12 protein-coding genes and 1 tRNA gene are annotated in these 12,312 nt (G+C 51.9%); 8 read left to right on the top strand and 5 right to left on the bottom strand.

What is annotated here, in order from left to right; genetic code table 11:
* Positions 1-3: 3 nt before the first annotated feature.
* Both C4J93_RS10205 and C4J93_RS10200 read left to right on the top strand, forming a co-directional pair.
* Positions 4-312, top strand: a complete 309-nt coding sequence (locus C4J93_RS10205; RefSeq protein ID WP_124362163.1) for a hypothetical protein — start codon at positions 4-6, stop codon at positions 310-312.
* Between the two features lie 10 nt (positions 313-322).
* Positions 323-1,861: a conjugal transfer protein TraG N-terminal domain-containing protein gene (locus C4J93_RS10200; RefSeq protein WP_124429254.1), complete on the top strand. Its 1,539-nt coding sequence runs from the start codon at positions 323-325 to the stop codon at positions 1,859-1,861.
* On the opposite strand, the gene C4J93_RS10195 is transcribed toward C4J93_RS10200, so the two are convergent.
* On the bottom strand, positions 1,854-2,264 hold the full coding sequence (locus C4J93_RS10195; RefSeq protein WP_164484522.1) for a DUF3742 family protein: 411 nt from the start codon (positions 2,262-2,264) through the stop codon (positions 1,854-1,856). The two genes, C4J93_RS10200 and C4J93_RS10195, sit on opposite strands and share 8 nt — an antisense overlap.
* Before the next feature lie 450 nt (positions 2,265-2,714).
* Here C4J93_RS10195 and C4J93_RS10190 point away from each other — a divergent pair, with 450 nt between their 5' ends.
* Positions 2,715-3,044 carry a hypothetical protein gene (locus C4J93_RS10190; protein ID WP_124429253.1) on the top strand — a complete coding sequence of 110 codons (330 nt, stop codon included), beginning with the start codon at positions 2,715-2,717 and terminating at the stop codon, positions 3,042-3,044.
* 132 nt (positions 3,045-3,176) lie between these two features.
* Positions 3,177-4,139 (top strand): ArdC family protein, encoded by a 963-nt coding sequence (locus C4J93_RS10185; RefSeq protein ID WP_124362160.1) that lies wholly within the window; start codon positions 3,177-3,179, stop codon positions 4,137-4,139.
* A 133-nt stretch (positions 4,140-4,272) separates the two neighbouring features.
* On the opposite strand, the gene C4J93_RS10180 is transcribed toward C4J93_RS10185, so the two are convergent.
* A complete protein-coding gene (locus tag C4J93_RS10180) occupies positions 4,273-4,467 on the bottom strand; it encodes a hypothetical protein (protein WP_124429252.1) in 195 nt (64 codons plus the stop codon).
* 240 nt (positions 4,468-4,707) lie between these two features.
* On the opposite strand from C4J93_RS10180, the gene mobH reads away from it, so the two are divergent.
* The 4 genes from mobH to C4J93_RS10160 all read left to right on the top strand — a co-directional run bounded on the left by mobH (position 4,708) and on the right by C4J93_RS10160 (position 9,433).
* Complete coding sequence (gene mobH / locus C4J93_RS10175; RefSeq protein ID WP_124430864.1) at positions 4,708-6,435, top strand: MobH family relaxase; 1,728 nt, start codon at positions 4,708-4,710, stop codon at positions 6,433-6,435.
* A gap of 223 nt (positions 6,436-6,658) precedes the next feature.
* Positions 6,659-7,636 carry a hypothetical protein gene (locus C4J93_RS10170; RefSeq protein WP_124362159.1) on the top strand — a complete coding sequence of 326 codons (978 nt, stop codon included), beginning with the start codon at positions 6,659-6,661 and terminating at the stop codon, positions 7,634-7,636.
* Complete coding sequence (locus C4J93_RS10165) at positions 7,629-8,765, top strand: hypothetical protein (protein WP_124429251.1); 1,137 nt, start codon at positions 7,629-7,631, stop codon at positions 8,763-8,765. Before C4J93_RS10170 ends, C4J93_RS10165 begins: the two co-directional genes overlap by 8 nt.
* Entirely contained in the window at positions 8,762-9,433 is a 672-nt protein-coding gene (locus C4J93_RS10160) for a hypothetical protein (RefSeq protein ID WP_124362157.1), read from the top strand. The genes C4J93_RS10165 and C4J93_RS10160 overlap by 4 nt, the downstream gene beginning before the upstream one ends.
* Before the next feature lie 82 nt (positions 9,434-9,515).
* On the opposite strand, the gene C4J93_RS10155 is transcribed toward C4J93_RS10160, so the two are convergent.
* From C4J93_RS10155 to pgsA, 3 genes are all read right to left on the bottom strand, one after another.
* Positions 9,516-11,351 (bottom strand): integrase arm-type DNA-binding domain-containing protein, encoded by a 1,836-nt coding sequence (locus tag C4J93_RS10155; RefSeq protein ID WP_124429250.1) that lies wholly within the window; start codon positions 11,349-11,351, stop codon positions 9,516-9,518.
* A gap of 235 nt (positions 11,352-11,586) precedes the next feature.
* Positions 11,587-11,662 (bottom strand) — tRNA-Gly (locus C4J93_RS10150).
* A 59-nt stretch (positions 11,663-11,721) separates the two neighbouring features.
* Positions 11,722-12,282 (bottom strand): CDP-diacylglycerol--glycerol-3-phosphate 3-phosphatidyltransferase, encoded by a 561-nt coding sequence (pgsA, locus tag C4J93_RS10145; RefSeq protein WP_034119069.1) that lies wholly within the window; start codon positions 12,280-12,282, stop codon positions 11,722-11,724.
* Positions 12,283-12,312 lie beyond the last annotated feature (30 nt).

The following is a 12,312-nucleotide window of genomic DNA, read 5'->3' as shown; positions in this document are numbered from 1 at the left end:
GCCATGAAACGCTCACCGCTAGTCACTTTGCTTTCAGGCCTGGGCATTGCCGCGGTGATGGTCCTGGCCGCCGCACTGGTCGCCTGGATCGGCCGCACTGCGCTGGGCAGTTTCGAGGTCTGGCAGCATGCCTTGGAATCGATACGGCCTTACCTGGGGTGGTGGCGTGCCCTGCTCTACGGCGTCCTATTAGCACTCTGGTGGGACCTGCTGAGGCGCTACCAACATCGACCACAGGACCGACTGCGCGTGAAGCGCGCCGGGACATTAGGGCTCTTGCTCTTTACCTGCGTCGAGCTCACTCGATTGTGAGGTCACCACTATGCTCATGAGCACCAACAGCTACCTGGAGTTTTACCTCTCCCTGCTGGCATGGATCATCAACAACGGTATCTGGAGCGTCATGTCCGATACTGGATTATTCGCCGCGCCCTTCGGCGCGATCATCTTGCAAGAGTGGTTGTCGGCCCGTCAGCAAGGCGCGGATGAAGGCAACAAGGGATTGCTCTCTGTGCCGCGGATTGAGAACCGATTATGGCTGGCCTATATCGTAGTACTGTTCGCCTGTGCGCCCGTCTTTCCGTTGAACCTTGCCTCAATGGCGTTCGATGATGCGGCAAGCCAGCACTGCGGCATTAGTGTGGCCAAGCCAGCGGAAACCGCTTGGGGCAACACGTTCAACACCATCGGCGAACGCTCTGCCAACGTGCCGATCTGGTGGTTTCTGGTTCACGCCTTAAGTAAAGGAGTGACCGCAGCGGCCACCTCCTCCATCCCCTGTGCACCGGATATCCGACAGATGCGCATGGAGATCGACAGTTCGCGCATCGATAACCAGGTACTGCTGCAGGAAGTCGCAGACTTCACTCGTGACTGCTACGGCTATTCTCGCTCTCGGCTGTTCACCAATCGTCCACAGCTGGACAAGGTGCAAAGTCATGATGCGTCCTGGATCGGCTCAAGCTATTTTCTCGACACTCCGGGCTACTACGACACCGACCGCTCACGGACACCACGAGTCAGTTGGCCCTACGATGAAACCCGTGATATTTCCTTGCCACGGCTGGAGAATGGCGCGGGCTACCCCACTTGCAAACAGTGGTGGAATGACAGCGGTGTCGGGTTGCGCGAGCGCTTGATCGAGCAAGTCGACCCTTCGTTACTGACTCAGCTGAAAGGCTGGTTGACTGGCCGCTCAAGCAACGAGATCGAGGATGCCACCCTGCGCGAACTGGTCAGCCCGCGCCAACAATCGATGTCCATGTCGCCCGGACAGGTGTACCAGGACTATGGCTCCAGTGCTCGCGGCGGGTCGATCAATCAGGGGCTTAATAACCTGGCCACCAACACTGGGCTGGCTCTCGGATCCTTCAGCAATTTCCCGGCGATGAACGCGCTACGCGCCGCTCTGCCGATGGTGCAGGCTTTCCTGATCATGGGCGTCATCATCAGCTTGCCGCTGATCCTGCTGGTCAGTACCTACCAGCTAAAGACCATCATGACGGTGACGTTCGCGCTGTTCACGCTGCACATGCTGACCTTCTGGTGGGAGTTGGCCCGCTGGGTCGACTCCAGCATGCTCGACACCTTGTATAACCAAGTGTCGGCGTCCAATCAGGTGCTGCTGTCGCTGCCCACATCCGGTTTTATGGACGGAACAGTCACGGCGCAGGTGATTGAGTATGTGATGGGGGCGATGTTCTTGGTTCTGCCAGGACTATTTCTAGTTGTCATGAGCTGGGCAGGCTACTCAATTGGCAGCAGCCTTGAAGGGATGCTAGGAAGTGCGAGCAAAGCAGCGCATGGCGCGGCAAGCAAAGGCACAGATCAGTTGATGGGTGCTACGAAAAGAGTCATCTGACATCACTACTCGATGATTTGGAATGCCCAATGTAATGGCCATCGTCGTCGTAATTACCTAGATAGGAGTTGGCCCCTAAAAAGTCTGGACCTGGGTCATTGTCTTCAAGATCCGTGTCAATGGCAGCCTTGGACACCAGAAGTCCAATCACAGCAATCATCGTTACGACAGAAGCGACCAACCAGAAACCGATAAAGAGCAACCCAAGGAGGAATGCCAGCTTCGTAACCAGAAAGGTCCCGCGGATCAACAGCCCACCCGCAGGCATACCTGTCGCCGCCGCACGTTTAGCTACGCGGGATTCAAATCCTTTCAACCTGCGATAAACACGTTTTACCGACATACCGCATGCATATGCCCAGCGGTGTGCGCGGGAGATTTGAAGTGGCTGCTGAGCGGACATGATTGCGTCCTCTTCTGAGCGTATTCCTGTGGAAATTGAAATTACAGACTACTACTGAAAACCGCCCATGCTTAACCGTTTATCAGCTTGCTCGGTTGAAAAACTCTTCACTGGAAGACAGAAGACGCAGCTCGTGCACCTGCGCCTCTATGGCCGTTGACCCATCCATATCATCCAGTTACATAGAGGGTACGGATCGCTGTTATCGACAGCACCTTCCCAGGTAGCCAGAGCCTTCAAAGCTACGTCACTCCGGTGATGGTTCCCCCCAAGTGCGATTAGCGTTCGGTGGCTCGCACGGTCACGCTTCGCGGTGATGAACGCCTACTGCTCTCCCGAGCGTCTTTCGAGCTCGGCTCGTCCCAAACCCTCTTGCTTTTCTTCAACCCACCGCAGGGAAATTTTTTCCCCTATGGGACAGGTTTCTTCGCGCTATCAACGGAGGCACCCATGTCCGACTCATTCACAAGCGAAGCACTGAACACTCTGCACTTGCCCATTGTATTCACTCCAGACGCGTGGCAACACGCAGTATTGATCGATGGTTCAAGCCATCCTGAAAAGCTGCAGCTCGATAGGCTGAGCAACATCGTACGCGCAGCCTTCAAAGCTCACCTGGCCGATCCAAACGCACCTTACGTGGTGTTTAAGGTAGCCAAGTTCGTCTCGGCGAGTGATGCTGATCATGAACCATTACTGCGACTGAGCCTCAGCCTACTTCAGGCATCAGACCAACCTAACGCGTTACTGATAGCGCTTGCGGAAGAGCATCGACGCTGAACACAAACGACCATACCCGGCCGCCGATCCACACTCAAACTGGGCGCAGTACTGCACCAATCCAACCAACACCCATCGGGGACCCTCCCCGACGGGCAAGGCGTTCCTCCGTTTTCTCTCGAGGAAAATGTCATGCGTAATATCTACCAAGACGTGACAGATAAGATCGTTACCGCGTTAGACCAAGGCGTAGCCCCCTGGATCAAACCCTGGTCCCCCAGTGGCTCAGCCGACGTCAGTCATCACCAACCCTACCCTATCAACGCCATCACACAGCGCGCCTATTCGGGCATCAATTTACCGTTGCTCTGGACCGAGGCCAGACTGCAAGGGTTCACTCAAGATCGTTGGCTGACCTTCAACCAAGCCAAAAAAGCCGGCGGGCACATCCGTAAGGGTGAGCACAGTACCCTGGCAGTGCTCTACAAGCCGATGGAGCGCGAGGAACAGACCGAATCAGGCCAACCGGTGCTTGACGAAAATGGTCAGCCCAAGGTCGCTCACTTTGGTATTCTCAGGACGCATTTTCTGTTCAACATCGAACAAACTGAGGGCCTCGAAACGCACGACGAAGCCTTGCTCGAGACGGCACCTAGCGATCCCTTCTTCCCCAACAGCGCTGCGGAAGATCTGTTGTTAAGTTCGGGTGCAAACATCATTCATCGAACTGCCGACGAAGCTTTTTACCATCCGATAAGGGATCTCATCCAACTGCCAACAAAAGCGCAGTTTCACGACCAAGGTGGATACTACGCCACCGTGCTTCACGAGCTGACGCACTGGACCGGACACCACTCCCGGTTGCAGCGTGAAGGCGTGATCTCACCTTGCCCATTCGGCTCGCCAGGCTATGCATTTGAAGAGTTGATCGCCGAAATGGGCGCCGCTTTTTTATGTGCCTACGCCGGTATACGGGGAGAGATTCGGCACGAGGGCTATATCGACTCCTGGCTCGGCCTGCTCAAGGCTGACAACCGCGCGATTTTCCGCGCCAGTGGCCAGGTCCGATGCGCTTCGGAGTATGTGCTCAACCTGGAGCAGCAACGGAAGCAGGCGGTAATGGATGACTCGCGATGCATCAACGATGGAGCTTGATCGTCACCTCACCGCTGCAAACGCTTCATAGGGTCCAACACGAGTTGGACCCTTTTTCTATGCCCAGAAAAGTCCCCATACCGCTGGGCGCTGCCCCGAAGAACATGAGGAACTCCATAACCGCAGAACGCCGTTACGTATCCGGGTTCTCCGCCAGATAATCCACCAGCTCGAGTGGGCTTCGGCTGTCGATCACCTTGTAGATCAGATCACGTTTGCTGCGTGGTAGCTTCTTGACCACGCTCTTCGCCGAGGCCCTGACGGCTTCGTCTGTTCCATGGATACGTGCCGCGAGCAGCAGCACGAGCGTGGCGTCAGTGAGGTTCATGGGCATACCCAATAAAATTCGCACCGCAGTGTACCGACACTTTCCTTTTTCGCGCCAGCACGCGCATCCAATAAAACGGCACCAGGACAAATCGATATTCCGATTGCCGCACAAACGGAAACGGGCCAAAAGGATAGGCAAGGGTTGGAAGGGGAATGGGGAGTCAAGGGTAAGAGCCCTATCCGAAAAGGCTAAAAGGCTAAAAGGCCACTGACTCTGCCAGTTCCCGGGAGAACCATGATGCTCAGTCTGTTTCGGCACAAAAGGCAAAAACCTCCTCCGCCACCAACCGTAAACGTCGCCGATGGGTATCTGGCCATCGAATCGTCCCAGAGCTTGTTAGCCGCCGAGCATCGCCGCCAGTTGCTTGATCGCATTTGGCAGTACACCGCCCTCTCCCATCCGCAATTCAGCCAACTCTATTTAAATCCGATCCATCGATACGCTGAGCTGGTCCAGCAGCTTCCAGCCAGCGAGACGCACCACCATGCTTATCTTGGCGGCATGCTAGACCATGGGTTGGAACTGGTCGCTTGTAGTTTGAAATTGCGTCAGTCGTATCTGCTTCCCACCGGCGCCGCACCTGAAGACCAAGCCGCCCAGACTGACGCTTGGTCCGCTGGCATCGCCTATGGCGCGTTGCTCCATGACATCGGCAAGATTGCCGTGGACCTGTTTGTCGAACGCCAGGATGGCCGTGTTTGGCATCCTTGGCAGGGTTCCCTGGATCAGCCGTATCGTTTCCGCTATCTCAAGGGGCGCGACTACCACTTGCACGGCGCGGCCGCAGGCTTGCTCTACAACCAGATTATCGACCGGCCAATTCTCGATTGGCTCAGTAGATTTCCGCCTCTGTGGGCCAATCTGCTGTATGTCCTGGCGGGCCAGTACGAACGTGCCGGCGTGCTCGGTGAGTTGGTGATGCAGGCCGACCGCGTTTCCACCGCACAGAACATCGGTGGTAACCCGAGCAAGGCGCTGCAAGCACCGATTCATTCGCTGCAACATCACTTGATCAGCGGATTGCGTCATCTGGTTCAGCACGAACTGAAACTCAACCAGCCAGGTGCCGCGGGATGGCTGACCCAGGACGCGCTCTGGCTCGTCAACAAGACGGTCACGGACAAGCTGCGAGCCTATCTACTGTCGCAATCGATTGAGGGCATTCCCTCGTCCAACCTCGCAGTGTTCGATGAGCTGCAGTCGCACGGATTGGTTGAGTCCACGCCGGAAGGAAAAGCCATCTGGACCGCGCTTGTGGCACAGGGAAATTGGCAGCAGCATTTCACCTTTCTGCGCCTTCAACCGGCACTGATTTGGGGGAACGAAGACCGGCCTGAGACTTTCAGCGGAACAGTGAGCGTGGTAACCGATGACCATCCGTCTGACGCTTCGGCATCACCTCCAGCGCCTAAGACTGTCAGTAATGGATCGCGTCAAAGCTCTTCGCTGACAAATCCCATGGCGATGGAAGACGCTGACTCTCTCGGCACGCTGTTGGATATGTTCGAGCTGGAAGAGCCTGAGGTCAGCGACGAATCGTCAGCACACATTCTCGAAATCTCAAATCCCTCGTCGGATGACCCTGGCCAGGCATTCCTGAATTGGGTCAAAGAAGGCATCCGGAGTCACAGGCTGATCATCAATGACAGCAAGGCCAAAATCCACACGGTGGGTGGGAACGTATTTCTGGTCACCCCTGGTCTCTTTCAACGCTATACGCAGGAGTTCCCCGGCATCTCTCTGGGCGCCTGCCAAGAGATCGAAGAATGGCGTTGGGTGCAGAAGCAGTTTGAGAAACTGAGGGTTCATAGAAAGCGTGGCAACGGTATGAATATCTGGGTATGTACGGTGAGGGGGCCACGAAAAACCTCGAAAATACAAGGATATATCTTACAAAGCCCCGACTACCTATTCGAGAAACTACCAGAGGATAACCCGTTCCTAGAAATAACCGGCAGTACCTAAATGTAGAGATTTCGACAACGTCACCATAAAAATTGGCGCCCTCCAGACTCCTCCCGATAGGCCTCCAGTGCCTCCTCCTGAACCGTCGTGCGGCACACTCCTGAAACTTCATAGGCGTGCGCCTCCGGACTTGCCTAGAGCTTTAGAATCGACTTAACTACGATGGACGCAATAGCAATGAAACAGTACAGTGATATTTTAAAATCAATAATCAAGGAATGACATGGCTGAGACAGCTAATATTGCAAAAATGGCGGAAATACTCTCGAAAGGTATATTCGGAGAGTTTTTATGGAACAGAGTTGGCCCGCACGATAGGAACTGGACTTGCGAAGAACCTGAAAAACATAGCGTTTCGACCCACCCAACCGATATTGTTTTTTGGTACGAAGAGCCGTATTCACAAGCTCGAACCTATATCAACTGCGACCTAAAAAGCTACAAGAAAGAAACAATTACGACTGAAAAAGTTAAAGTGGCCGTAAAGAGTTTGGCCAACAGCTTGGAGTGTGCAGAAAAAAGCCAACCGTGGCAATCTGAATACACTCACGAACATGTCGCAAAAAATATCTGCGGATTGCTTTTTATTTACAACCATGATGGGAAGTTCGATGCGGATTTCTCCAAAAGAATTGAAAATATAAAAAGCGAAGAGCTCAACATCCCCAAAGGCTCTAAGCTCGTCGTACTAAGCCCTGCGGATATATTCTGGCTTAACAATGTCAAGGATGAAATACTTAGAATGCGAGGCAGTGAAGACTTACCATCTCGCAATCAATGCAAATTTTTCTACCCTCATCTATCAAACAAAAAAAACGTTAAGCTTGAAAAGGCCCCAGCTGCCACACTTGAAATGCTTACCTCTTCTTGGATCATCATGCAGTACTCTATGGTTCCCGACGCTCCCAAAAATGATTTTGTAATCTTTTATAGGAAACGAGGCTTTGAACAAGCCGAGTTTTTATACCTGATCGACTGCCTTATGCATTATCAGGTTCTAGTCAGCGGAAACAAAGTGACAATAAAAATTCTTGACCCCCATCAATCAGCAAACGCTAAATTCAAGCTAGCTGTCGACGAATATGCGGAACGTTGCGGCGGTGGAGAAATCGGAAAAATATTGAACAGCATAGAATTCTCCCAAATGACGACTACCACCCAAACATTTTCAGAGGTCGAAATAGGTATGCGTGATGACTGATAAAAAAAATCCACTCTATTATTGTGCTACTGATAAAGAAATTTTTGACGTTCTAAAATCAACCAAGCAACGATTAACTGAACACGTTCTTTTAGAGCTCGCAAAAGACAAAGGGATTTTCTACTCTGCAAATGAAGATAGAGATGATCTTGCAGAAAAAATCTCACTTCTCCCGCATGATTATTACGACCTGAATGTTTTGCTCTCTAGGCGTGAGCAAAACAATAGAAGTGACAAAATCAAGAGTGAAACGCTTAATGGAAGTCTGACTATTGAAGAGATCAAGGAAATTGCCAAGGAGTTCCAAGAGAGTCCTGAGGAGGATGAGAAAGTAAAGATAGTTCAAGACGGAAACAAGATCACCGTAAAGATAGAATATTCCGACTTGAACTACGCCAAAAGCAGACTGATGCAACGCATCAAAAAAGAAGCCGACATTGAGTTTGAGGTTAATTCAAAAAATACAATCTTGAGATTCCCAGCAAACAGCAAAGGAGAATCTATAGCAAAAAAACTAACAAACAGGATAGAAGAAAAAAAGAAAAAAATCATTCCTATCTTAAAAATTGAGCTAATTGACATTTCGGGACATCTCGCAAAAACTGAATTTTTCACACGACTTATCACATCACTACCCGGATTTAGACTTAGCAATGTTACCAATATAAAAGTTGAGTCCAGCCACACAAAGAACAATCTGCCTAGCGATGACGAGGAGGAAGCGGACATTAGTGATGAAGCCCGGGATGAGATGTTAGGCGTAGTAAAAAACGCAGCACTACGTGGAGAAAGCCTTCTCAGCTCTAAACAATACCAAGATCTCAAAAACGGAGGATTCTACATAGCCTCTATCGTATGGAGGTCCGATAAAACTTCAGGAAAAAGAGAGCGAGTAGAATTTTTTGCTGGATTTGAGAAACCTGAAACTGGGGAAGGTTTTAAATTCAGTATCAAAGGGTATTACAACTTTAGCAGCCTTGAATACACAAAAAGCATTAGATCATTCAAAGACGATGAAAAACGAGAGTATATTGCACTAATTGAGCAGACAGCTCAAATTGTGATCCATAACTTAAAGACAGAGCAAACCTCGTACACCAATGGCAGCCAAAAGGAAGACGAGCAATGACCAGAATAAAATGGTACAAGTTTTCCTCTAGTTTAGACGCCGAAACTTTGAACTCAAAAATCAACAAGAGAAAGTTCAATCAATATTCTTCCGATGGTTTTCAAATCTCAAGTTTTCGTAAGGATAGAATCGAGGCAAGATATATCGAAAGAATTGAATATGACGAATCCCAAAAAGATCCATTTGGCGAAACCATAACCACCCGCAGAATCGTATATAGGGACACACAGTTTAAGATATTTTTTAGCAGTAACACTTTGGAAATCATCAATCCAGGAAGAAACTTAAACACATTTATAATGAAACTTGGCGAAGCTAGTGGTTTTAATTTTTCCATCGAACCCATCTCTTTGGACATTAGAAAACTCACTTATACCAATAATTTCTTAGCTTCGAATTTCCAAAACACCTCAATAAGTATTTCGCAGATAGACCTTGGCGAGGGTACCTCTGCAAAAATCACTGCAACTGGCGGATTGAACATCAAAGAAACGGTTGAGCAGTTGATCGCCGGAAGAGCCTACTACATATCGGCATTGACATTTAAATCAACCACTCGGGATTTTGTTGCGAGCTTTGTTATAACAAGAGATGGAGGGCTCAAAACCGCAGGAAAAGATTCCAACCGGCTTATAGAGTTTCTAAAATCTGAAATTTTTATTATTTGACAAGCGCTCTAATAGCAAGAGCGCTCATCACTCAAGCACGCGACGCAGTCCTTGTCACCGCGTTGATATAGCACCACAGTTTTTAGCTTAAGCATTGGACCACTTTTCTTGTAGTTTGATTGAAATTTTCGGGAGTAAGAGCATCAATAGGTGAAAAGCCTTTTAGTCGCTCATGGGGCTCACAGAGCATCCGATAAAGCGTCCAAGCATTTACATCTGGAAACCGCTCAAGCAATACGAGTACCAACTTATGCCGCAACGGATCAAGCTGCCAATCCGGAATGCGCTGACCGCGATTCCCCAGGCTCAGGGACAGCAGACGGCGAGCCTTGATATCACGGTTGATCTGATCTCGGGATTTGCCAGCCAATTTCGCGAAAACCAGTAACGGCAAATTACTAGCGGCCTCATAAATGGCAAGCATCTCGGCGCGTTCGCGCTGGATGTCAGACACGTGAGATTTATGCGGCGTTTCAGTCGGGGCCGAAAGAGGTACGACAGGCGGCTGGTGCGACACAATCAGAGCTGGTTCGTTGCTAACCGAAGCCTTGGGCGCCGAGACGGTTGTCATCGGAAAGGCGCCGTTGAATTGAATGGAATTCGTTTTCACGTTTTCCAGCGACGGCAGCGAAGCGGCCCCCTCCAATCGGATGGTAAGCGGAGAGCTTGCCGCTTTCAGCTGGCCCTGCCCCCAAAGATCGAGACGATTCGCCCAGTCCTGCATCATCGTCCGGCGTTGCTCGACATACTCCGCGTGATTGTAGGCCGCACTCACCTTGTCCGGATCGGCATGAGAAAGCTGGGCATCCACCCACACCTTCGGGTATCCGATCTCGTTCAGCGCCGTCGAGATCGTCGCTCTCATGCCATGACCGGTGAGTTGATCGGCGTACCCCATCCGGCGTAACGCGCCATTCAGCGTGTTCTCACTAATACGCTTGCTCAGATCGCTTCGATGCGCAAACAAGTAGCGTTGTGCGGGGACAACCTGTTCCAGCAAGTGACGCACAATCTCCAGAGCCTGAACCGACAACGGCACGATATAAGGCGGTACATTTTGGGTCTGCTTACCTGGCTTTCGCATGGCTAGCTGGAGCTGTTTCACCACCTCCGCGGGTATCACCCACAACCGTTTCTCCAGATCGAACTGGTCGGGTGTTGCCAACCGCAATTCGCCCGTGCGGACACCGGTCAGCAGCAACAACCGAAGGCCAAGCCGAGTTTGGTTGGCACCACCGTAGTTTCGAAGAGCAGCCATCAATGCCGGGAGCTCGTCCATACGAAGAAATGGATTATGCGTAACCGGAGGTTTGGGGAGTGCAACCACATCAAGGTCTGAAGCTGGGTTGTGTTCCAGCCCCTCGATCTTCACCAGCGCATAGCGGAACAATTGGTTGAACCAGGTCCGGCATTTTTCGGCGGTCGTTAAGGCTTTGCGCTGTTCGATCCTGCTCAGCAAATCCAGCAAATCATGACGACTGATATCGTAGATAGACCGCACACCGAGCGTGGGCAGAACGTCCTTATTGAAGATTCGCAGGATTTGCGAGAGCGTACTCTGGCGCCCTTCCTTCAGGCTCAGCCTACGGAACTCCACCCACTGATTGAACACAGCCTCAAAGGTGTGCTCTGCCGCAAAACGAACAGCACGACGCTGTTGCTTACGGTGCTCATAGGGATTGATGCCTTGGGCGACCAAGGCTCGCGCCTCGTCACGTCGGACGCGGGCTTCTTTGAGGCTGATTTGCGGATAGCTACCCAGAGACATGCGCTTCTGCACGCCCGCCCAGTAGTATCTGAAACGCCAGATTTTTCCGCCGCGAGCCGTCACGTTGAGCGCAAGCCCATCCGTGTCGCCTATCGTGTAGTCATTGCCGGTGATTCGGGCTTGCCGAACGGTCGTATCCGAGAGTGCCATAGCGAGCTCCTGAACAGAGTCAGGGCCAGATGCTCGTCTCGCTATCCAAGCTGCTCCAGCAAAAAACCGATTCAGTGCACATCCAAATCCAAGATCCTCGTTCGGGACTTAAATCGGGACTTAAAAGCACTGGATGGAGCTGGATTTCAGTGGTTCCCGCTGGAACGAAAAAAGGGCCTAAAGGCCCTGATTTCAATCACTTACAGAATTCAGTGGAACTCTGCAGCGCAATATTTGGAGCGGGAAACGAGACTCGAACTCGCGACCCCGACCTTGGCAAGGTCGTGCTCTACCAACTGAGCTATTCCCGCTTGGTGATGCGCATTCTATAGAATCCCCAGCACCCGTCAACCCCTTGATTCAAAAAAGTTTATTTCTTTTCAACGGTGGTGCGCAGGTGGGGCCAGGCGGCGCGCAGGTATTGCAGCATGGACCACAGCGTCAGGCCTGCAGCGATGAGCAACAAGGCATAGCCGGTGAGGACCCAGAACGAGAAGTCCGACGGATTGGCCAGCAGGATGACCAGCGCGAGCATTTGCGCGGCGGTTTTCCATTTGCCCATGTTCGATACGGCGACGTGGGCGCGGGCGCCGATTTCGGCCATCCATTCGCGCAGGGCCGAGACAACGATCTCGCGACCGATGATCACGGCAGCCGGCAGGGTCAGCCACAGGTTGCCGTGTTCCTGCACCAGGAGCACCAGGGCCACGGCGACCATGAGTTTGTCGGCCACCGGGTCAAGGAACGCGCCAAACGGGGTGCTTTGCTCCAGGCGGCGCGCCAGGTAGCCGTCGAGCCAGTCGGTGGCGGCGGCAAAGGCGAATACCGAACTGGAGGCGACATAGCTCCATTCATACGGCAAATAGAACAGCAGGATAAAAATCGGGATAAGCAGGACGCGTAGAACGGTGATCAGATTAGGGATATTCATCGGCACAACTGGCTACGAGGTGAGAAGGCA

The organism is Pseudomonas sp. R2-37-08W, assembly GCF_003851705.1.
Classification (GTDB): domain Bacteria; phylum Pseudomonadota; class Gammaproteobacteria; order Pseudomonadales; family Pseudomonadaceae; genus Aquipseudomonas.
This window is presented reverse-complemented; position numbering and strand designations above follow the sequence as displayed.